Source organism: Hydrogenibacillus schlegelii (assembly GCF_001653195.1).
Classification (GTDB): Bacteria; Bacillota; Bacilli; order Thermicanales; family DSM-22653; genus Hydrogenibacillus; species Hydrogenibacillus schlegelii.
The window spans coordinates 17,237-39,458 of the sequence record NZ_JXBB01000004.1 but is presented as its reverse complement, the minus strand read 5'-3'; the positions used below and the strand labels follow the sequence as shown (position 1 = coordinate 39,458).

The following is a 22,222-nucleotide window of genomic DNA, read 5'->3' as shown; positions in this document are numbered from 1 at the left end:
GGTTTACGGCCTACGGCCGCTTTTCCGGCGGCCGACCCTTTTTTTGCAGATACCGCTCGCCTGCCTCCGGACGCGCCTCGAGGGCGCGTTTGAGCTGCTCCGTCATTTCCTCAAGTTCCTTTTTGCAGCTCGGGCAGAAGCGCCCCTCGGTGATGAGCGCCTTCCCGCACCGCTCGCACGGGTAGGCGAGGTTCGGATGATCGGCGATCCGGATGCGCCCCTCCCGGATGAACTCGGTGATCTGCCGCACGCTCACGCCGGTTTTGTCGCTCACCTCGTAGATCGTCGCCTGCCGGTTTTCCTTTTTCCGGATGAACGCGTACACCCGCTCGAACTCCGCCTCGATCTCCGCCGCGCACGCCGGGCAGACCTTCTGCCCCGGCAGGCGAACGAACACCCGGCCGCAGCGCGGGCAGTTGGCGAGCTCCCCCATGCGCTTCCCCCTTCGGCCGTTTTTGCCGATGGCCGCTTGACGGCGGGCGGCCGCCGGACGGTCGCCTTGCGACGCTTCGCCGCCCGTTTTCGGCAAAAAACCGCCCGACCGACCCGATCCTTCGGGCCGACAACCACCCGGGCGGCCCGCTTCCGGCTTCGCCGCGTCTTCACCCTACACCCGCACCGGCTCGTCCCGATCGAGGTAGACGATCCACCGCTCCCGAACCGGAACCCCCCAGATGGCCTCGATCGCCCGGGCGTAGAGCCGAAGCTGAAGCGCGTGCCGCTTCCGGAGCGCTTCTTCGGAAGGCGGACGGCGGGCGGACCGGTCGCCGGCGCCGGTCGGGGCGGACCGGTCGGTCCGGTCGGTTTTGTAATCGAGGAGGACGAGCCCCCCGTCCTCTTCAAACAGGGCGTCGATCGTCCCCTGGACGACGATCGGTTCCGCCTCGCCGTCCGGGCCGGCCGCCGTCCGAACCGCGCCCGCCGGGGCCGAGAGAACCGCGCCCCCTTTGTCCAAAAAGACCGCCCCTTCCGCGTCCGCTCCCCCGGTTCCGGCCCGTTCTTCCCAGAGCGCCTGGGGCGACAGCGCGTAGAGGAACGACACCTCCCGCCGGAGCGTCCCCGTCCGGGCCGCCCGGGCGAGCCGCGCCCCGAGGGGCGACGTCCAGAAGCGGACGATCGCCGCCCGGTCGACCGCTTCCGCCTCCTCCGGCAGCAGGGCCTCCCCCTCGACGAGGCGGCGGATCGTCGCCTCGACCGCCTCGATCGACGGCGGCCCGCCGAAATCGAGCGACTGCAGCACCCGGTGCACCGCCGACCCGATCGCCTCCGGCGTGAGGGCCGCCCCCGAAAACCGCGGCCGCCGGAGGCGGAAGGGCGCCACGAGGGGCCGCGCCAGCGGATCCGGCGCCTCGAGCCGCCGCTTGAGCTCCGTCACGGAAAGCTTCGCCGGATACGCCGCGCCGGCGTCTGGAAGGCGCATCGCCCGAAGCAGCGCCTCCCCCGCCTTCGCCACCCGTTCCGGCCGGGGAAACAGGGCCGCCAGGGCCGGCGGGTCCGGCAGCCGGAAGGCCGCGACCGCCTCGGCCAGGATCCGGTCGGCGTCCGGCACCCGATCGCGGGCGCTTGCCGCTCCCGGCCCGGAGGCGCCGGACGGCATCGCCCGCTCGACCCCGATGCCGGGCGCGCCGGACGGAACCGCCCTTTCGACCGCATGATCGAAAGCGCCGGAAGCAGGGGGCCGCATGTCGCCGGTACCGGGCACCGCCGACGGCGTCCCCCCGGGGCTTTCGGCCGACGTCTCGCCTTTGGCGCCGACCAGGGCGCGGCCGGGCGACCCCGATCCTTCGGCCGGCGCCCCGACGAGGGCGTCCGCCGGCACGACGCGCAGGCGGAAGGCCGCCGTCCGGCCGAAGCCGTCCGGCAGGGTGACGAGGATCGCCTCGTCCGGCGACTTCCTCGCCCGGTCGAGGACCTCCCGGAACCCGCCGCCGAAGACCCCGCCGCGCTCCCGGAGCGCCGCCTCGAGGGCGAAATACAGCCGGTGCACGGGGCGATCGCTCAGGCGGATGCCCGAACGGGGCGGAAGGTCGATGAGCCGCCCCCGCGACGACTTCGGCGACCGGAGCCCGAACGTCTGGGCGGCGTCCCGGACGGCGCTCACGAGGATGAGCCGCTCCTTCGCCCGGGTCAGGCCGACGTAGAGGAGGCGGATGGCTTCCGCCCCGCGCTCCCGCCTCAGGCGTTCCTGAAGAAGGAAGCGGTACACCGCCTCGACCCGCTCGACGCCGAGGTCCAGGTCGACCCGCCGGAGGGCGAAGCCGAGCTCGCCGTGCAAAAGGAGCGACTCCCGCTCGTCCTCCCGGTTCTGCCCGCGGCCGAGCCCGGCGAGGAAGACGACCGGAAACTCGAGCCCCTTGCTCCGGTGGACGGTCATGATCCGCACCCGGTCCTCCTCGCCGTCGGCGATCCGGAGCACGTCGTCGGCGCCGCTTTCCTGAAGCCGCTCGAGTTCCCGGAGAAAGCCCGAAAGCCCCCCGAGCCCGTGTTCGGCGTACCGGGCGGCAAGATCCCGGAGGGCAAAGAGCCGCTCCCGCCGAAGTTCCCCTTCCGGAAGGCCCAGGACGTACGCCGGATAGCCGGTGTCGGCATACAGCCGGTCCAAAAGCGCCTCCGGCGAAAGCCGCCGGGAAAGCCGCCGCCACGTCTGAAGCCGCCGAAAGAAGCGAAGGAGCTTCGCAAGAAGCGCCGGAGACACCGCCGGCCCGTCGCCCGGCGTCTGCGCATCGGACCCGGCCGCCGCTTCCGCGTCGGGTTCCGCTTCATCCGGCAGGGCCGCCGCTTCTTCCGCCCCGGGCGCCGCCCCATCCGGACGGGCCCCGGCCGCATCCGCAGCGACCGCTTCTGACCCGGCCGCTCCCGCTCCGGCCGCTTCCGCTCCGGCCCCCTTCGCTTCGCCGGCCGTCTCTTTCTCCCGAAGCGCGGCCAGCCGGACGAGCGCCCGCACCGCCCGATGAAACGGCCGGTCCGGATACGCCGCCCGGATCTCCGCGAGCTCCGCATCGGTAAAGCCGCCGAACGGCGCCGTGAGCACCGCCGCGAGCGGGATGTCCTGCGCGCCGTTGTCGAGAAGCTGGAGGAGGGCCACGATCCGCTTCAAATCGATCGCCTCAAACAGCCCGGAACGCTGGTCGACGACCGCCGGGATGCCCGCTTCCCGGAGCGCCCGGGCGTAGACGTCGCCGGCGCCTCTCATCGTCGGCAAAAGGACGGCGATCTCCCGGTACGACCGGCCCGCCGCGACGAGCTCCCGGATGCGCCGGGCGATCCACCGTCCTTCCGCTTCGGCCCCCTCCGGCGCCTCTTCCTCTTCTTCCGGCGCCGCCTCTTCGCCGAAAGCGCCGTCCGCCTCCGGCGCCGGGCCGGCCGGAGCCCCGGCCGCATCCGGCCCGGCCCCGCCATCGGGCGCCCCGGCGCTCCCGCCTCCCGCGCCGGCGCCCGTCGCCTCACCGCCTTCGCCGTCCGCCGCGGCGGAAGGCGGCTCCGCCGCGCCCGGCCGAACGTCGAGGATCGTCCATTCCGGCACCGCCTCCGGATCCGGCGGCACCTCCTTCCCCGGCCTCAGGGCCGCGGCGGCGTCGTAGTCGATCTCCGCCGCCTCCTTCACCATGAGGCGCTCGAAGAGGGCGTTGATGAAGCGCAAGATCTCCGGCTTGCTGCGAAAATTTCGGTTAAGATCGATGCGAACGCGGCTTTTGGCCTCCCCGGACCCCGCGGCGGCGTCCCGCGCCGCGCCGACCGCGGCGGCCGCCTCCGGGGCCGGTCCGGCCGCCGAAGCCGCCGCGGCCCCGCCGTCGGCCGGCCCCTCCGACGAAAGGGCCCACGACCCGCCGGCGGGCGCTCCCTCCGCCGAAAGCGCCGTAGCCCCGCCGCCCGGCGCTTCCGCCGCCGAAAGTGCCGCGCCCCCGCCGTCGGGCGCTCCCTCCGCCGAAGACGCCGCAACCGCGCCATCGGCCGGGCCAACCGCCGCGGCCCCGCCGTCGGCCGGCCCCTCCGACGGAGGCGCCGCGATCGGACGGAAGCGCTCGTATTTCTCCTGAAAGAGCCGCGGCTCGCTCAGCCGGAAGCGGTAGATGCTTTGCTTGACGTCCCCGACCATAAACACCCGCACGCCGCGGGCAGAAAGCCGGGCGACAAACGCATCCTGCAGCCGGTTCGTATCCTGATACTCGTCGACGAGCACCTCGTCGTACTGCGCCGCGACCGCCTCGAGGGCCCCGGCCTCGAGCACCCGAAGGAGCGCCCGGGCGACGTCGGAAAACGTCCGGACGTTCTCCCGCCCCTTGATCGCCTCAAGCCGGTCCGCGTACTCCCGGTACAGGCCGACGAGCGCCTCGAGGACCGGGCGGGCGGCGGCCGCCTCTTCGGCCGCCTCCTCCGCCGGGACGAGGGCGGGGGTGAGGCGATCCTTCAGCTGATCCCGAAGCGCCGCCCGCTCCCGCTTGAGCCGCTCGACGGCCGCCCCGGCCTCCGGCGAAAGCCCCCGAACCGACACCCGGGCGAGCGGGCGGGCGAAAAACCCCCGCAGGGCGGCGACGACGTCGTCCCAGCCTTCGGCCGCCCGCACCGCCTCGAGCGCCGCCTCCGCGGCGGCGGCGTCTTCCGCGAACGGCTCCGCCGCCTTGGCCGACACCGCCCGGGCCTGTCCGACGAGCCCCCAAAGATCCCGGACCAGCCCCTCGAGCGCCTCGGTCATCGTCCGCCGGAAGGCCAAAAACCACCGGCCCGCCGTCGCGCCGGCGGCCGCCCCGGCGTAAGCCTCGAGGCCCGCGGCAAAAAAAGCGTCCGGGTCCGGCAGCGAGCGGACGAAGTCGTCCAGCCGAAAGAGCGCCTCGACGAGCGGCCCGTCGTCCCGGGTGGCGTGCAGCCAGTCGACGAGCCGGTAAAACGGATCGTCCGGCGCCTTCGTCCCGTACGCCCAGGCGAGCGTCGCCTCAACCGCCGCCTGCCGAAGCGGCCGCTCCTCGATCTCGTCGATGAGCCGAAACGACGGATCCCAGCCGATGAGGTGGGCGAAGCGCCGGACGACCCGGAGCGCGTAGGCGTCGAACGTCGTCACTTCCGCCTGGGGCAAAAGAAGAAGCTGACGCCGGAGATGGGGATCGCCCGGGCGGGTCCGGGCCCGCTCGAGAAGCGCCCGGGCGAGGCGGCTTCGCATCTCCTCCGCCGCCGCCCGGGTGAACGTGAGGACGAGCAGCCGGTCGAGGGACGTCCGGCGACCAAAGCCCGCCTTGTCCGGCATCGGGGCTTTCGCGCCGATCTCGCCGGACGCCGCCGCACCGGCCTTTCCGGACGCCGTCGTACCGAGCTCGCCGGACGCCGCTGCACCAGCCACGCCGGACGCCGTCGCACCGGCCTCGCCGAACGGCCCCGAACCGCCGGGGCTGCCGGAGGCGGCCGCCGCCATGAGTCCGCCGGGGGCTTCCGCACCGGCCTCGCCGAAGGTCTCCTGCCCGCCGGACCCCGCCGCCTCGCCGGCGCCGCCCGGGCCCGCGTCGTCGCCGGCGACGAGGCGGACGATCCGCTCGATGAGGACCGCCGTCTTCCCCGAGCCGGCGGCGGCGGCGACGAGCATCTCGTCGTGCCGGACGCCGATCGCAAGCCGCTGCTCCGGCGTCCAGCGAACCCCTCCCGCGCCCGGAGATGCGCCCATCACATCTCGCCTCCCTGCCCGTCTTCATCGTCCCGGCCCGCCGCCTCCGCCGCGGCCGCCCGGCCGTGCACGATCTCCGCCAGCACCCGCCGGGCGTCGCCGGCCGAATAAAACCGCCGGGGCCGGTCGCCCGCCTCCGGATCGAAGCCGCACACCGCCTGGTACGGGCAGAAGCGGCAGACGGGAGTCCCGTCCGGCTCGGCGAAGGGCGCTGCCGGATACCGCCCCGCCTCGATCCCGGCCACCGCCTCCTCCAGCTTTTCCCGGGCCAGCGCCCGAAGGGCCGCCCAGCCGGCCTCCGGGATGAGGAAGAGGGCCGTCCCCCGGCTGCCCGCCGGCAGGTCCCCCTCCAGCGTAAGCGAAAGATCGAGAACCGCGCTGTCGACGGTGCGGCGCCGGGATTTTTTCTCTTTCTTCTGCTCCTGAATCGCCCGCAGCCGCTCCGGCAGGCTTTCGTCCAGGCAGAAGACGGCGTCCCGGTCCCGGGCGATCCAGCCGCTTAGGCGATACGCTTTGAGCACGAGATGCGCGATCTCCGCCTCCCCCTCCGACCCTTTCACGATCGGCCGGGGATCGCCGACGATCTGGTAGAGGGCCGCCGCCGGCCGCGGCAGGATCCGCTTCCCTTCGATCCGGAGGCCTTCGTTCAAAAGAAGATCGAGGTAGACGATGAGCTGGAGATCGACGCCGGCCAGAAACCGCCGGGCGTCCGGCGCCACAAAGCGGGACTTGTAATCGACGATCCGGAGCCAGGGCGCCGCCTTCCCCGGGGCGAGGTCGATCCGGTCGATCCGGCCGCGGATCCGGATGACCCGGCCGCCGGGAAGCCGAAGCGGCACCCCGTCCCGGCCGTCGCCGACGGCGAATTCAAAGGCGTGCGGCCGAAACGCCCCCCGCCGAAGCTGCTCCACCGCCGCCCGGGCCGTCCGTTCGACGTGCCGCCGGAGCCGGTGGGCGATCGCTTTCCGGCGGGCGTCGGCCGAAAAGAGGGCCCGGCGATCCTGTTGCAGGGCCGCCGCCGTCGCCGCCTCGACCGCCGCCCGGAGCGCCGCCTCGGCCTCGGCGGGGATCCCGCCGGAAAGCCACGACCCGCCCGCCCCTTTCGTCCGGTCGGCCAGCGCCGCGAGGGCCGGACCGGCGGCGGCGAGCGCCGCGTGATAGAGCTCCCCGACGTCGGGCATCGTCAGCCGGTGCACCGGCCGCTCGGCGAGGGCGAGCCCGTGGGCGGCGTAAAAGGCGTACGGGCATTCGTGGTACCGCTCCATCTTCGACACGCTCGCGATGAGAGGCGGCGGAAAGAGCCGCCGGGCGAGCTCGGGCGCAATGCGCCCCCGCTCCGGCCGGCCGGCGGCGAGCCCGGCGATCCCCCGGGCGGAAAGGCCGGCCGGATCGCCCGCCTTCTCCAGGGCGACGTAAGCGGCATAAAGCGGCCAGAAGGCCGGCGGCGGCAGGGCGCCCCGGACAAAGGCCCGCACGCCGGCGGCCAGAACCTGAAGCCCCTGCGTCGGGGAAAGGAGGGACGGCGGGATCCGGCGACCCGCGGCCGGCGGCGACGTCTCCTCCAGCGCCTCGACCCACGGCGCCGGCGTCGCCGGCTCGTCGCCGATCGCCGCCGGGACGAAGACGGCGCGGGCGCGCCCGGCCTCGGCGAAGAAGCTCCAGAGCTTCACCGCCGCCTCCGCGACCCGCTCCTCGAGCGGCGGCGCGAGACGCACGGCCGGCGCCTCCGCCTCGGCGAGCCGCTCGAAGAGCCGGCGCCGCTCCGCCTCCGAAAGCCAGCCGTCGTCGCCGCCTTCCGGCGGCATCGCCCCCCGGACGGCGCCGAGGAAGACGATGACGTCGACGTCGAGGAGGCGAGAGCGGTCGAGGTCCGCCACCGTCACCGCCTCCACCGTCCGGGGCACGAGGCGAAACCGCGCCGAGCGCAGCCCGAAGCGGAAAAGGCGGGCAAACGTCCCGGCGTCCATCGGCGTCTCGCCGAGGACGTCCGCCGTCTGCTCGAGGAGCTCGATCAGCGTCTGCCAGGCCTGCCGGTCTTCGTCCGCCTCCTCGACCGCCCCCCGCCCCTCGGCGGCGAACATCGACCGGCGCACCCCCGCCTCGACGTCCAGCGCCTCGATCCGCCGCCAGAGCCGCCGGGCCCACGCCCCGGCCGTCGGCGGCTCGGCCGCCGTCCTTTCCTCCGCATCGGGAAAAAGGGCCTGGGCGAGGGCTTCCCGGATCTTTTCCCGGAGCGCCGCCGCCCCGGCCCCTTCCGGCCCGCCGCCGGCGAAAGCGGCTCCGGCTTCCCGCGCCCCATCGGCCGGGCCCGCCGGACGTCCCGCCGTCTCCGGCCGCCCGCCGTCCCTCGCCGCCTCGACCTCAGGCGGCCGGCCGAAATGCGGCTTCGCCCAATCGCTTCCCTGCACGCCGTACTCGAGAAGCCAGTTCTCCAGCCGATCGATGTCGGCTTCCGTGAGCGTCATGCCCCGGGCTTCAAAAAACGGCCCGAGAAGCCCCGTCTTAAGGAGCGCGATGAGCGCCGGGGTCGACGGGCCGTTTTCCATCCCCTCGAGGAGCGCCTCGACGAGCCGGACGAGCGGGTGCGGCCGCATCGGCCGCTCCCGGTCGAGGAACACCGGGATGTCCGCCGCGGCGAAGACCGCCTCGACGATGCCGGCGTACGCCTCGAGATCGCCGGCGACGACGGCCATCCGCCGGTACGGGATCCCCCGCCGGCGGTAGTGCCGGAGGACCGCCGCCGCCCCCTCCACCTCCCGCCGGCGCGTCGGCGGGCGAAAAAGGCGCGTCTCCGGAAGCGGGCCCGCCGCCGCCCAGGGGCCGGCCGCCGCCCCCGCCTGGGCCGCCCCGTGCGCTCCGCCGGCCGCCTCTCCGCGGGCCGCCCCGGCCGCCCCGCCGTGGGCCGCGCCGGCCGCCCCGCCGTGGGCCGAGCCGGCCGCCGGAGCCGATCCGGGCGCCGAATCCGGCGCCGGCGCGAGCTGAAAGGGCACGCCCCGCCGCCCGGCGAGCCGCTCGAGTTCCGCCACCGTCCGCGCCACCGGGCCGTCGAGCCCCCGTTCGACGTCGCCGTACAGCGCGCCGAGGGCCCGGAGGACCGACCGGGCCGCCGGATCGGCGACCTCCGCCGCCGCCCGAAGGTCGGGGAACAAAAACGCCACCGACCGCGTCCGGGCCATGAGCCCGTCCAGCACCGCCAGCTCCTCCGGCGTAAAGCTCAAAAACCCGTCGACGAACACCTCGGCCTCGGCCACCCAGGCCGGCCGCTTTGCGGGATCGGGCGCCGAAAGCCGCTTCGCGAGCCCCCGCAAGGCGTCTTCCGCCGCGAGATAGCGGGACTGAAGCGTCCGGTCGACGTCGGCGTAGACGGTCGCCGCCGCCGCGAGCTTTTCCTGAAGGGCCGGATCCGACGCCAGAGCCTGCGCCGCCGCCCGAAGCGCCTCCGGCGGCGTCCCGTAGCGGCGGAGTTCCCGGAGGAAGGCGGACAGCCGTTCCAGCGTCCCGATCCGGTCCGCCGTCCGGGCAAAGGGGCCGAGCTCCTCCCGCCGGCGAAGGGCCGCCTCCGCCACGAGGAGGAGCTCCCCGATCGCCGTCACCGGCCGCCGGGCGAGCCCGCCCGCTTCCTGAAAAACCCGCCACGCCAAGCGCGTAAAACTCACGACCCAGAGCCGCGTCGAGCCCCGGAGCCCCCGGCGGACGAGGGCCCGCTCGACGGCAAACGTCATCTGTTCCGGCACGAGGAGAATCAGCGGCGCCCCGTCCGGCTCCCGGTGCGAGGCGTCGATGAGCCGCCGGTAGAGCCCCTCCCGCGCCGATCGCATCGTCGCCGCCCGCCAGACCGTGACCTGCAAAAAATCCCCTCCCGCGCCGCCTTCCCCTTTCTCCCATTATAAATATAAAGGATGCGGGAAAAAAGGGAAAAGACGGCGCGAAAGGGGACGGACGTCGGCGCGATTCGGCCGACGATGAGGGCCGACTCGACCGCCGGGTCGGTTTCCGGCGTCAAAACCCTTCGGCCGCCCGCTCCGGCGTCCGCTCCGGCGGCGCCGGCGGCTCGAGGGCGCCGGCTTCTTCCTCGACCAGCCGGCGGGCCCGCTCCAGGATGCGCACGATGAGCCCGTAGTCGTCCGGCAACACCGCCTCGCCGGCGGGCCAGCGAAGGCCGGCCTCCCGCTCTTTCAAAAGCCGCTCGATCGTCGCCTCCCGCTCCCGGAGCTGCTCCCGAAGCGCCGCCGCCTCCCGCTCCAGCGCCTCGACCCGCTTCGCCGTCTCCCGAAGAAAAGCGATCACCTCGGCAAAGCCGAGCGCTCCGGCGCGCCGCCGGCCGACCGGGCGCCCGCTTCCCCCGGCGGCCGCCCGGATCGCGTCCTCCGCCTCCGCCGCGGCCCCGTCCGGGGCGTCCCCGTCCGCCTCGATCCACCCCTCTCTCCCGTCCTCCGCCTCGCCTTCCGTCGAATAGAAGACCGGCACCTCCGCCGACACCGCCGACCGCTCCCGGCGCCGGGCCTTCTTGCCGGTGAGCTTGGCCAGCATCACATCGCTTTCATAGTGCTTCCGGACGACGCTGTTCCAGCGGAAGCCGCACGCCGCCGCCGTCCGGCCGAGCTTCTCCGCCACCTCTTCAAACGCCCGAAGCTGCGTGCTTCCCTCCCGGATGTGCCGGAGCACCGTCTCGGCGAGCAGGAAATCTTCGTCTTCGCGCCAGGCGTCCTGCCGCTTGGCGGCCATCGGCCTCCCTCCTTCGGCATCGAGTCTTCATTTGCCAGTATGGAGGATTCTCATAAACGATATACGCCGGACGCGAAAACGGCGTGCCGGTCGGCACGCCGTCTACGAACGCTCCGCCCGCCTGCGCCACACGACGTAGAGGGCGAACGACCCCGCTGCCACCGCGAGAAAATACGGCCAGTAGCGGGCGGCGATCGCCTTGGCGAGCGGCCAGTTTTCACCGATCTTGGCGCCGAGAAAAAAGAAAAAGAGCGACCACGGCACGATGGCGAGGGCCGTGTAGAGGATAAACGGCCCGTGGCCCATCCGGGCGAGCCCCGCCGGCACCGAGATCGCGTGCCGGACGACCGGCACGAACCGCGCCGAAAAAATCACCCCCGGCCCGTAGCGCTCAAACCACCGCTCCGCCACCGCGAGGTGCTCCGGCCGGATGAGGACGTACTTTCCGTACCGAAGGACCGCCGGCCGACCGCCGTAGCGGCCGAGCCAGTAGAGAAAAAGCTGCGACAGGACGCCGCCGACGACGGCGGCGACGAAGGCCGGAACAAAACCGACGGCCCCCTTCGCGATGAGGTACCCGCCGTAGGCGAGGACGATCTCGCTCGGGATGACCTCGATCATGAGCCCGAGGGCGATGCCGAGGGCGCCCAGCGCCTCCAGACGCTCGAGCACCGTCTGCACGAACTCCGCCACCGACGCCCGCTCCTCCCCGGCTCTGCGCACGTTCGATTATTGGGCCTCGGCCCGCCGCGGTTCTTCCGCCACGCCCTCTTCCTCCGGCCCTTTTTCCGCCTCCGCTTCCGGCGTCCGGCGGTACAGGAGCCGGGCGACCCGGAGGCCGTCCATCTCGGCGATGACGAACTCGTGGGCCCCTTCGAAAACGAACCGTGCCCCGACCGACGGCGGCGTGTCGAAATGGGCGTAGGCCCAGCCGCCGATCGTATCGTAATCGTCGTCGTGAATCGCCGTGCCGAACCGCTCGTTGAACTCCTCGATGAGCATCCGACCGTCGACGGAGTACGCCCCGCCTTCCGCTTCCTCCACCTCCGGCCGCTCCTCGTCAAACTCGTCCTGAATCTCCCCGACGATCTCCTCGAGGACGTCCTCGAGCGTCACCAGCCCCGCCGTCCCGCCGTACTCGTCGATCAGGATCGTCATCTGGGTCTTTTCTTTTTGCATGATTTTGAGCAGGCGGACGAGCGGGATCGACTCCGGCACCTTCGTGATCGGCCGGATGAGCTTTTTGAGGTCGCGCTCTTCCGGATGGCGCCAGAGGTCCTTGATGTGGATGAACCCGATGATGTGGTCCTTATCCGGGTCGCAGAGCGGGTAGCGGGTGTGAAGCTTCTCCCGGACGATCCGCATGTTTTCTTCGTAGGAAAGCCCGGTGTAGAGGCATTCGATCTCCGTCCGGGGCACCATGATCTCCCGGGCGTTCGTCTCGGCAAAATCGAAGATCCCCTCGACGAGATCGTACTCCGACTCGTCGATGAGGCCGCTTTCGTGCGATTCCCGCACGAGGAGCCGGAGCTCCTCTTCCGTGTGTCCCGCCGTCTCCCCCGCCCCCGGATCGAAGCCCAGCAGACGGACCACGAGCCGCGTCGCCCCGTCCAGCAGCGCGATGAACGGCCGCATCACCCGGTAGAAGTAATAGAGCGGCCCGTACGACCGGAGGGCGATCTGTTCGGCGACGTGGACGGCGACGACCTTCGGCGCCTGCTCGCCGACGACGATATGAAGCGCCGTCACGACGGCAAAGCCGGCGCCGATGGCGAGGGGACCGGCGAGGGGCTCCGGCAACCGGAGAAGCTGGAAGAGCGGCCAGAGGAGGGCCCGCATCGCCGGCTCCCCGAGCCAGCCCAGGACGAGCGAGGCGAGGGTGATGCCGACCTGCGCCGCCGAAAGGTACCGCGGGAGCTCGGCGATCATCTCGAGCACCCGGCGGGCCGCGGCGTTCCCCTCCTCGGCGAGCACTTCCAGCCGGCTCTGCCGGACCTTCACCAGCGCAAACTCGATGGCGACAAAATACCCGTTCATGAGGAGAAAAAACGCGATCCAAAGAAGCGTTCCCGGAGACCACACGCCGGGTTCGTCCAATTTGCTCCGCCGCGCCCCGCTGTTTTCCGGTTGCAAAACGCGCCGATGGCGCGCGCGGCGGACTCCACCTCCTCGTCCGTGAATTCTTCCGTCGGAGCCGTCGGGCGTCCGGGGCGGCCCCGACCTGCCGCCGGCCGGCGCAGCGCGGCCTCCCGCCGGCCGGCCCCGGCAGCCCCCGAAACGCATACGCACCTGACCGTATTGTACAACACTTTCCGGAAACGGTAAAGGCGTCGGTCGCCCGGCGCCGAAACGCGCTTTCTTTTTGTCCGACGGCCGGGGGCGCCCGCCTCAGACGGCCATGCCGCGGAAGGTCGAGAACAGGAGATAGCCGTTTAAGGCGAGGACGACCGCCGTCACCGCATACGCGAGAAGGTTGGTCAGGGGCCGGTTGGCGAGCTCGCCCATCACCCGCCGGTCGCGGGTGAGAAGGACGAGCGGCACGAGGGCGAGCCCGATGCCGAAGGAGAGGACGATCTGGCTCACCAGCAGGGCCGTCGTCGGGCTCATCCCTGAGAGGATGATCGCAAGCGGCGGGATCGTCGAGACGATCCGCCGGACGTAGATCGGGATCCGGAAGCGGATGAACCCCTGCATGATGATGTCGCCGGCGAGGATGCCGACCGACGAGCTCGAAAGCCCCGAGGCGAGGAGCCCGACGGCGAAAAGAAGCGTCGCCGCCGGACCGAGGAACTGCCCGAGCAGCCGGGCCGCGTCGTCGATCTCCTCGACGACCATCCCCCGGCCGTGAAAAAGGGTCGCCGCGACGATGAGCATGCTCATGTTGATCACCCCGGCGATCCCCATCGCGATCCAGAGATCGAGGAGCTCGAGGCGGTAGAGGCGCTTTTTTTCCTCCGGCGTCCGGGCCGTCACCCGGCGCTTGGTGAGGGCCGAATGGAGGTAGATCGCATGAGGCATCGCCGTCGCCCCGAGGATGCCGGCGGCGAGAAAGACCGCCTCGGCGTCGGGAAAGGTCGGCACCAAAAGACCGCGCATCAGCGGAGCCGGTTCGACGCCGGAGAGAAACATCTCGACGACGAACGAAAACGTGACGACCATCACCAGCCCGGTGATCGCCGCCTCCAGCGGCCGCACCCCCCGCCGCTGAAGCTCGAGCAGCAAAAACGAAAGGATCGTCGCAAAGACCGCGCTTTCCACCATCGAGCGGCCGGTCAGAAGATGAATCCCGATCGCGCCGCCGAGGAATTCGGCGAGGTCGGTGAAGATGACGACGAGCTCCCCCTGGACCCACATGAACCAGCCGGCGGCGGCGCCGTAGCGGTCCCGGATGAGCTCCGGCAGATCCCTGCCGGTGGCGATGCCGAGCTTGGCCGAAAGGGCCTGGACGAGGATCGCCATCAGATTCGCCGCGAGCACCACCCAGAGCAGGCGGTAGCCGTACGTCGAACCGGCGGCGATGTTCGTCGCGTAGTTCCCCGGATCGATGTACGCCACCGACGCGATGAACGCCGGCCCCAGGAAGGGGAGGATGCCCCGAAGCCCCGGCCATCGTTCGGCGAGGGCCCGCTCCGCCCGCTCGTACCGCTGCCCGATCTCCGGCGCCCGCCGTTCGATCGGCCCGTCGATCGCCTTCTTCGCCTGCATCGCCGCCCCTCCCTTCTCGTCCGTCCGGCCGGCGGCCTCCGCCTGGCCCGTTCGAGCCCGCCCGGCCGCAGACGGATTTTCTACTTGCCACATTTTATTAATGCGTTCGATTTTATTTCCTTACGCCAACTCCTTTTTAAGCATAAAAAAAGGCGCCGGCCGGCACAAGAGTTGATTTTGCACTCCTGTGCCGCGGCGCTTCGACTTCGCCCGCCGGCGGATTCGCCGCAAACGGCGCCCCGGCGCCCGCTCGGCGCTCAGCGATACCCCTTCGCTTCCTCCGGTCGGATCTTCGCCCGAAAGAGCCGGTAGGCCCAGAGCTGATACCCGATCACGATCGGAACGAAAATGACCGCCACGAAGAGCATGATCGACAGGGTGAGCTCGCTCGCCCGGGCCTCGTACAGCGTGATCGACGCCGCCGGATCGAGGCGGGAGATGAGCATGCGGGGAAACATTCCGATAAACCCCGTCGCCGTCGTGAGGGCGATCGCCCCGGAGGTCATGAGAAACGACCAGAGCAAGCGCCCGCGGGCGTAGAAGAAGCGGACGAGCAACAAAAGAAGAAGGGCGAGGGCCGGAACGACGTAAAGGATCGGATACGCGTTGTAATTGTCGAGGATCGTCGTCCGGTTGGCCGTCGCCGAGAGAAAGAGGCCGTGGAGCCCGAGGACGACGAACCACGCCCAGCCGGCGACCGACCGCGCCCGGTCGTGAAGCGGGCCGCTCACCTTATGGGCCGTCCAGAGGGAGCCGGAGAGAACGGCAAAGGCGACGAACAAAAGCCCGCCCAGTATCCCGTACGGGTTCAAAAGCGACGCGAGCGTCACCGCGTTCATCGTCCGGTCGAAGGCAAGACCGTAGAACATATTGGCGAAGGCGACGCCGAGAAGAAGCGCCACGGCGAGGCTTCCCCCGAAGAAAGCGAACGTCCAGCTCGCCTTCCAGAAGCGCCCCGACCCTTTGGACATAAATTCCAGCCCCGTCGCCCGGTAGAAGAGGCCGAACAAGATGAGAAAAAGCGGCACATAAAGCGTCGAGAACATCTCCGCGTAAACGAGCGGAAAGGCGGCAAACGTCGCCCCGCCGGCGGTGATGAGCCACACCTCGTTGCCGTTCCAGAACGGACCGACGACCTCCTGGAGCTGAGCCTCTTCCCGCTCATTTTTGCGCAGGAACGGGAAGAGGATGCCGACGCCTAAGGTGTAGCCGTCGAGGGTGAAATAGACGATCCAGAGGACCGCCCAGAGGATGAACCAGAGGACGGAAAGGGCGTCGTACGAGAGCATGCTCTCCCTCCTTTCTCCTGCCCGTCAGGCTTCCTGCGGGCGGCCCGCAGGCGCCTTCGGCGCCTTCGCCGGCGGCTCGCCCGGCGACGCCGCGACCTCCGGCCCGGCCTTCGCGTGCTTCACGAGGAGATAGACATCGGCGATGATGAGGGAGGTATAGAAGACGACGAGCCCGACGAGGGAAAAGACGATGTCGCCGATGGAGATGGGGCTCACGGCATCGGCCGTTTTCATGAGCCCGTAGACGATCCACGGCTGCCGCCCGACTTCCGTCACGACCCACCCGAGGTTGATCGCGACATACGGAAGGGGGATGAAGTACGGAAGCGCCTTGAGGAGCCCCCGCGCCTCGAGAAGCGTCCCTTTTCGCTCCCGCCACCACGCATACCCCGCAACCGCGAGGAAGAAAAGACCGAGTCCGACCATGAGCCGGAAGCTCCAGAAGACGATCCACACCGGCGGCCGTTCGTCGGCCGGGATGTCGCCAAGCCCTTTGACGTACCCGGTCGGCGAATTGGTGGTCAGGAGGCTCCCGAGGTACGGGATCTTGCCCCACTCGATGATGTTGCCGTCGTTCTTCAGGCTCGGCACGGCCAGGAGGAAGAACGGCTGCGCCTCCCCGGACTCCCAGATCGACTCAAAGGCGGCCGCCTTCGCCGGCTGGACCTTCGCCGCGTTCAGGCCGGCCAGATGGCCGCTCAGCGGCGCCATCACCGTCGCAAAGAGGGCGAGCGCCAGCGCCAGCTTGAACGAACGGTGGAAAAACTCGACGTGCTGCCGCCGGAGGAGGTGATAGGCGCTCACGCCGAGGACGAAGAAGCTGCCGACGATGTAGCTTCCGATCAGCGTGTGGACGAGCATATACCAGACGTACGGGTTAAAAAGCACGGCCCAGAAGTTCTCCAGGTGCACGCGTCCGTCGACGAGGGTGTAGCCGACCGGATTTTGCATAAAGCCGTTGGCGGTGATGATCCAAAGCGAAGACAGCGTCGTGCCGAGGGCGACCATCCACATCGAGAGCGCCCGCAGTTTCGGGAACCGCTCCCGGCCGAAGATCCAGATGCCGATGAACGTCGACTCCAGGAAGAAAGCGACGAGCGCCTCGATGGCGAGCGGCGCCCCGAAGATGTCGCCCATAAACTTCGAGTACTCCGACCAGTTCGTGCCGAACTGGAATTCCATCGTGATGCCCGTCACGACGCCGAGGGCGAAGTTGATGACGAAAAGCTTGCCCCAGAAGTCGGCCATGCGCCGGTAGAGGTCGTCTTTGGTCCGGGCATACAGCGTTTCCATGATGGCGACCAGAAGCACGAGCCCGAGGGTAAGCGGGACGAAGAGAAAATGATACATAATCGTTACCGCAAATTGAATGCGGCTCAGCAAAAGCACATCGGGCATCTCCGACCCTCCTTTCGCGCATCCGGCGATCGCGTCGACCATCCGGCGATCCCACCGCCCGGCCGAACGATCGCGCCGCCCTCCGACGATCGCACCGCGCGTCCGGGCGATCGCACGCCGTCGCGCCGCTCATCGTGGGGTTCGCTCCGAGTGTACCAGAACGGAGCGCAAAAAAGGGCCGGCCGCGGCCCCCTTTGTGACATAAAGACGGTCGATTGGTGGCAGACCGGTGACGGGGTTCACAAAGATGACAGCGCCTCCAACGCGATCCGGCCGTCGTCGCCGAGCCGCACCCGGACGTGCGACCGCCGCTCTCGAAAGCGGAGGCTCGCCGCACCGACGGCGACCTCGACCTCCGGATGGACCGTCTCCAGCTCGACGGCCGCCGCCCGGCCGACGGCGACCTGCGTCGGGACGCCGGACTCGCTTCCGGCCTCCCGGAGGCGGGCGCCGCCTTCGGCGTACAGCCGCCCGCCGCGAAGCGGTCCGGCGACGACCGCCCGGCCGAACGTCTCGATCTCGGACTGGAAGGCGCCCCGGTCGCCGATCACGACGTCGCCGAAGGCGATGACGCGGGACGCTTGAACGTAACCGGCCCGGACGCCGCTTTCTTCCAGCATCGCCATCGGGCGGGCTTCGGCGGCCGCATGCACCCACCGCACCGCCGCCGCCAGCGCTTCCGGTCCCGGCGCCTGCCGGTGCTGTACGCCGCCGATAAAGAACGCCCACAGGTCAAAAAAATGCGTTTTTCCACCGTTCGCCTCACCGCCCTCCGTCCAAAGCGGCCGAAGCCGCTTGAGCGCCTCCCGGATCCGGTCCGCGTCCTCTCCGACGATCGCGGTCACGAGCGACCGGAACGCTTCCGGGCGGCCGAGGCGGGCGGCGATCTCCGGCACGCTCTGGGCGGCGCGGATTTTCTGGATCAGTCGGAGGAGGCTTTCGTCGAGGGCGTGGAGCGCCCGGATGTCCCCGGGCGTCCACCGTTCGTCGCCCGAGACGATCCGGGAACCGACGGCGCCCCCGGCGACGACGATGAGGCCGCCCGACCGCACCGTCGCCCGGGTGATCTGCCCGTGTACCACCACCTGTTCCCGCGCCTCGACGAGCATTCCTTCCGTCACATCTCCGAAAATTTCCACAGAACCGGCGAAGCGGATGTTGCCGCTTTTCAGATCGACGGGGCCGCGATGGACGAAGAGCGGGCCGATCGCAAGGCGCACCTTCCGGCGGCTCGCCTGAACGGTGAGGAGGCCGGACCGCTCGGCGACGATCTCCCCCGTTTCGGCGTCGTAGCGCACGCCGGCGCCGGCGATGACCTCGACGGGATAGACCGGCTTCGGCGGGATCGGCTCGCCAAAGACGCTCGTGCCGGGCCGGCCCGGCACCGGCGGGTGCACCCGGGCGAGCACCGTCCCCGCCTGGACGCTCGGAAGCCGCCGCCGCTCGCGATAATCGATCGCCTCGTCCTCCCCGGCATCCTGAAGGGCATCGACCGGCGTCGTCTCGACGAGCCACTCGACCCGGCCGTCCTGCCCCTCTTCCGGCGGCGTCCCCCGGGCGACGATGTAGACGCCCGGCCCACCCCGGGCAAGCGCCTCGACAGCCCCGGGATCGATGCCGGTGCGCACTCCCCGGGCGGCCAGAAGCGACAAGAGGGCGGCCGGGTCGTCGCCTTCCGGACCGGGCGGCGCCTTGCGCTCGGCCCGAACCTCGAGCGGCCGGATGTGCCAGAGGATCGTCTCGCCATCCATCGCGCTCCCCCCGCTTTCGGCGTCTGCATCCGTTTCGGCGCGCCGCACGGCATCGTCGTCCATCCCGAACTCATGAATAAACGCCGACTAAAATAAATAAAGCAGGGCTTTGCGACAAAGACACCCCACCCGTCGGTCGAACCCGCATCCGATTCGGCAGCCAGACAGCCATAGCGGACGCGCCGCCGTAGGCTCACGGCTTTGCGGCCCATCCTTTCGGATGGTGTGCCTTTGTCGTCGGCCATGTTCGGTTTTGGTCGCAAGATCCGACGTCGACGCCGGCGCCCCGGCGAATCCTGAAAAAGCCGCGCGTTCGACCGGCGCCACGACCCCACCGCCCGCACCGGAATGGCCGGCATCCGGTTGTTCCCTTAGTCTATCAGGACTAGGCGGGTGGGACCAGACCCCGATTATGCACGCCCTCAACCGTCCGCCCGATCCGGCGGGCGACCGCGATACAGGAGCGAAAGAAGCTGCACCCGGTCGGAGACGCCGAGCTTGGCGAAGATGTTGGAGATGTGATTTTTCACGGTGTGCTCGCTGATAAAAAGCGTCTCGGCGATCTCCCGGTTCCGCTTCCCGAGGCTGAGTTCGAGCAACACCTCTTTTTCCCGCTGGGTGAGGGTCGAAAACGCGTCGATCCGCTTTTTGAGCCGCTCCACCCGCCACGTCTCCGGCTCCGCCGGCGCGGAAAAAACGGCGTCCGGAAACCCGTTCCCGTCGGCCAAGGAGGGGACCTCGCCCGCCGGAGCGGCGTCGCCTTCGTCGGCGTCCGGCGCCGGGCCGTCCCCGTTTTCCGTTTCGTAAGCGGCGATCGGCCCCGGGCGTCCGCCGCCGCCCGCCGGCGCCCCGCCGGCGGCCTCCTCGGCCGCCCCCCCACCGCCGACCTCCCGGACCGGCGCGCCCGCGTCCGGCCAGCCCGACCGGGCAAGGAGCGCCTGAAGCGCCGCCATCCGCTCCGCCACCCGGCCCGCCTGCCGGAGCGCCTCCGGATGCCGGGCCAGAATGTCGATCGCCGACGCCAACAGCGCCTCCAGCGCCGCAAAGACCGCCTCGGGATCGGCCTCCGCTTCCGGCGCCGGGCGCACCGGCGCTTGTGCCCCGTTCGACGCAAGGGCCTGTTCGTCGAGCGGCGCTTTTGCCATCGCCCTTTCATCCCTCTTTCCGATGCTCCACGGATTCTCGGCGTAAGCCGGAAGCACCAGCAGCCAGGCGGCGACCACCGTCCCTTCCCGGCGGACGGGATAAACCCGTCCCATGAGCCCCCAGCCGGCCTGGAAAAAGGCGCAGGCGGCGCCGTCCCGGCCGGCGAAGGCCGCCTCCGCCGCCGCGGTCGCCTCTTTCGCGAAGACGACGGCCTCAAGCGGCCGGCCGGAGAGCGCTTCCGGGTCGAAACCGAGGCGCACCCAGAGGCGCCCCCCCGCCCAGCGCACGATCGACCCTTCGCCCATCTTCTCGAGCAAAAGAAGGCCCCACTCCGACGCCTGGAGGGCGGAAAGAAGCGGATCGACCGCCTTCCGCCTCTCGTCCGGTCCGGCCGCCTGCTTTTGGGATCGGCGGTGCCGCATTCGCTGCAAAACGACGAGCGCCCACACCGTCAGGGGAGCGAGTGAGAGGGCCGATACGGCCCACAAGGTTGCGAGGTGGTCCACGGTCTCCCCCTCCCACTTCATCCCCCCCTGCCGACAGCACTCGACACCATACTTTACCACTCGTCCGCCGGACGGACCATAGGCATGGTCGCCCATCTTCTTGGCCCGCGGCCCGAAGCGTCCTCCATTCTTCCTAGGAAGTTCGAAGCATCGCCCGTAAAACGCCGCCGCGCCGGGGCTTCCCCCGGCGCGGATCGCCCGGCCCACCGTCGCGGCTGACGCATCGGCGCAGCTGGCGGTTTTCCCCGGCGCGGATCGCTCAGCCGTTCCGTTGCGGTTCGTCCGGTCTTTTGGCGACGATGATTTCGGGCTCCCGCCGACGGGCCGGCGGACTATACGACGACGTTCCGCTCGGCGCCTCGACGACGGACCGATCGGCTTTGTGACGCTGGCCTTTACCGGCCAGGCGGCGATGGGCCGGTTCGGCTCCCCGACTCCGGTCCTTCGCTTCTTCCGGCGATGAGCGCATCCCAGACGAAAAGATGAACAAACCCCCATACCGCGCCGAGAAGGGCCCCGGCGACGGCCGCCACCGGAAGCCCGCCGGCGGCAACGGCGGCGACGACCGCCGCGCCGGCATGGGCGAGGAAGGCGAAAAAGGCGGCGACGTACGGCCCGATCCCCCGGGCCCGGACGGCCAGGGCGTACAGCGAAAAGCTGCCGACGGCCGCCGCCCAGTACGGCCCGATTTCCGGCGCCGGGATCCCCCGGGCGGCAAACGGCGCCCAGAGGGCCGTCAGACTCCCGGCGAGCAGGACGGTCACCCCGCCGTAGAGAAGCGGATAGGCCCGCACCGCCCGGCCGACCGGCAACCGGACGGCGGCCCAGACGCCGGCAAGAAAGAGCGCTCCAAGGACGACGGGGGCCGTCGCCAGCCGGATCGCCGCCCGCCCCACGGGCCCGAGGTCTTCCATCATCGCCGCCACGAGCCGCCGGGCGGCGGCATCAAAGGCGGCGAGGTCCCGCTCCATCGCCTCCTCCAAAAGCCCGACCAGGGCGAGGGAGGCCGCCGTCGCCAGCCCGAAGAGCAAAAGGAGGCGGAGCCGAAGGCGCCAGAACGGAAGCGAACCGATCGGGAAAACGCGCCGAAGAGCGACCACGCTTTTTTTGAGCAGGCGCCGATCGACGAAGAAAAGAAGGTAAACCACGAACAAAACGGCGACGACCGCCGCCAGAATCCACGCGGCCCGGGTGAGCGTCTCGTGGTAGACGGCCCACTTTTCGCCGACCCATTTGCCGAGGGAGATGAACGTCGCCGTCCAGAGGAACGCTCCGCCGTAGGCGAAGACCGCAAAAAGGGGCGGCGGCACCCGCAGGATGCCCGCCAGATAACCCGTCAGATGCCGGACGCCGGGGATGAAGTAGCCGACGGCGATGAGCGGGTAACCGATCCGGTCGAACCACGCCGACGTCCGATCGATCCGCTCCGGCGTGAGATGGACGACCCGGCCGTAACGCAAAAGAAGCGGCAGCCCGAACACCCGGCCGAGGAAATAGGCGACGGTGATCCCCGCGATGCTCCCGGCGGTGGCAAGCGCGACCGCCGCCCACCAGGGGAAGACGCCCCGACCGACGAGCGTGCCGACGTACACCATGAGCGTCTCGCCCGGAATGGGAAGGGCGATCACTTCGAGCGCCAGCGCCACCGCCAGCGCCACAAGCCCGTACTGGGCGATCCACGTTTCCACCGGCAAACCCGGTTCGTAAAACCGGCCTGAATGGCATCTCAGGCAGGTTCCTCCGAACCAGGCGGTCACCTCCTTTCGAACGTAGGGGTCTGGGCCCGGGCGTCCCAGCCGGTGCTCGTTCAAGTCCCAGGGAGGGGTGTAAACAGGCGAGGGCCTCATCCGTCCTCGCGGTGACCCTTGACAAAAAAGGTCACCAGAGGCTCTTCTTTGGGCGGAACCATCAATCTCCCGAAAGGTGGCAACCTCTGGTGACCTCAGACTTTAAGATAGCGCTTCGGGATCACTTACGCAAATCCCAGGGAGAACCCGAAGCCGATGCCCGCCGCGAAGCGCTTCGCCGGCTCGCTCAGGAGCTCAGGAACTT

Annotated in this window: 12 protein-coding genes and 1 riboswitch; all 12 genes read right to left on the bottom strand. The window is 70.4% G+C overall.

Features of this window, described 5'->3' with window-relative positions; translation table 11 throughout:
- Positions 1–10: 10 nt before the first annotated feature.
- A complete protein-coding gene (locus SA87_RS02470; RefSeq protein ID WP_066198767.1) occupies positions 11–433 on the bottom strand; it encodes a TIGR03826 family flagellar region protein in 423 nt (140 codons plus the stop codon).
- A 174-nt stretch (positions 434–607) separates the two neighbouring features.
- Positions 608–5,650 carry a UvrD-helicase domain-containing protein gene (locus SA87_RS02465; protein WP_066198681.1) on the bottom strand — a complete coding sequence of 1,681 codons (5,043 nt, stop codon included), beginning with the start codon at positions 5,648–5,650 and terminating at the stop codon, positions 608–610.
- Positions 5,650–9,498, bottom strand: a complete 3,849-nt coding sequence (locus tag SA87_RS02460; RefSeq protein WP_066198679.1) for a PD-(D/E)XK nuclease family protein — start codon at positions 9,496–9,498, stop codon at positions 5,650–5,652. The genes SA87_RS02465 and SA87_RS02460 overlap by 1 nt, the downstream gene beginning before the upstream one ends.
- A 151-nt stretch (positions 9,499–9,649) precedes the next feature.
- Positions 9,650–10,375, bottom strand: a complete 726-nt coding sequence (locus SA87_RS14200; RefSeq protein WP_066441117.1) for a hypothetical protein — start codon at positions 10,373–10,375, stop codon at positions 9,650–9,652.
- 102 nt (positions 10,376–10,477) lie between these two features.
- Positions 10,478–11,068, bottom strand: a complete 591-nt coding sequence (uptA, locus tag SA87_RS02450) for an undecaprenyl phosphate transporter UptA (RefSeq protein ID WP_066198676.1) — start codon at positions 11,066–11,068, stop codon at positions 10,478–10,480.
- Between the two features lie 36 nt (positions 11,069–11,104).
- Entirely contained in the window at positions 11,105–12,472 is a 1,368-nt protein-coding gene (locus tag SA87_RS02445; protein WP_082718075.1) for a hemolysin family protein, read from the bottom strand.
- Between the two features lie 291 nt (positions 12,473–12,763).
- The gene (locus tag SA87_RS02440) at positions 12,764–14,080 is read right to left on the bottom strand and encodes an Nramp family divalent metal transporter (RefSeq protein WP_082718112.1); all 1,317 of its coding nucleotides are present in this window, start codon (positions 14,078–14,080) and stop codon (positions 12,764–12,766) included.
- A 257-nt stretch (positions 14,081–14,337) separates the two neighbouring features.
- Positions 14,338–15,369 carry a cytochrome d ubiquinol oxidase subunit II gene (cydB, locus tag SA87_RS02435; RefSeq protein ID WP_066198672.1) on the bottom strand — a complete coding sequence of 344 codons (1,032 nt, stop codon included), beginning with the start codon at positions 15,367–15,369 and terminating at the stop codon, positions 14,338–14,340.
- A 24-nt stretch (positions 15,370–15,393) separates the two neighbouring features.
- On the bottom strand, positions 15,394–16,767 hold the full coding sequence (locus SA87_RS02430; RefSeq protein WP_066441195.1) for a cytochrome ubiquinol oxidase subunit I: 1,374 nt from the start codon (positions 16,765–16,767) through the stop codon (positions 15,394–15,396).
- 239 nt (positions 16,768–17,006) lie between these two features.
- Positions 17,007–18,581 (bottom strand): flagellar assembly protein A, encoded by a 1,575-nt coding sequence (locus tag SA87_RS02425; protein WP_066441196.1) that lies wholly within the window; start codon positions 18,579–18,581, stop codon positions 17,007–17,009.
- 89 nt (positions 18,582–18,670) lie between these two features.
- A riboswitch (cyclic di-GMP riboswitch) is annotated at positions 18,671–18,758 on the bottom strand.
- 182 nt (positions 18,759–18,940) lie between these two features.
- On the bottom strand, positions 18,941–20,230 hold the full coding sequence (locus tag SA87_RS14195) for a helix-turn-helix transcriptional regulator (RefSeq protein ID WP_281180914.1): 1,290 nt from the start codon (positions 20,228–20,230) through the stop codon (positions 18,941–18,943).
- Positions 20,231–20,565: 335 nt separating this feature from the next.
- Entirely contained in the window at positions 20,566–21,858 is a 1,293-nt protein-coding gene (locus SA87_RS02415; protein WP_169816888.1) for a DedA family protein, read from the bottom strand.
- Positions 21,859–22,222: the final 364 nt, after the last annotated feature.

What these genes read in the sequence shown, in the direction of transcription:
- SA87_RS02470 (WP_066198767.1), bottom strand. Translation starts at nt 433, where the DNA reads ATGGGGGAGCTCGCCAACTGCCCGCGCTGCGGCCGGGTGTTCGTTCGC.
- SA87_RS02465 (WP_066198681.1), bottom strand. Translation starts at nt 5,650, where the DNA reads ATGGGCGCATCTCCGGGCGCGGGAGGGGTTCGCTGGACGCCGGAGCAG.
- SA87_RS14200 (WP_066441117.1), bottom strand. Translation starts at nt 10,375, where the DNA reads ATGGCCGCCAAGCGGCAGGACGCCTGGCGCGAAGACGAAGATTTCCTG.
- SA87_RS02440 (WP_082718112.1), bottom strand. Translation starts at nt 14,080, where the DNA reads ATGCAGGCGAAGAAGGCGATCGACGGGCCGATCGAACGGCGGGCGCCG.
- cydB (WP_066198672.1), bottom strand. Translation starts at nt 15,369, where the DNA reads ATGCTCTCGTACGACGCCCTTTCCGTCCTCTGGTTCATCCTCTGGGCG.
- SA87_RS02430 (WP_066441195.1), bottom strand. Translation starts at nt 16,767, where the DNA reads ATGCCCGATGTGCTTTTGCTGAGCCGCATTCAATTTGCGGTAACGATT.
- SA87_RS02425 (WP_066441196.1), bottom strand. Translation starts at nt 18,581, where the DNA reads ATGGACGACGATGCCGTGCGGCGCGCCGAAACGGATGCAGACGCCGAA.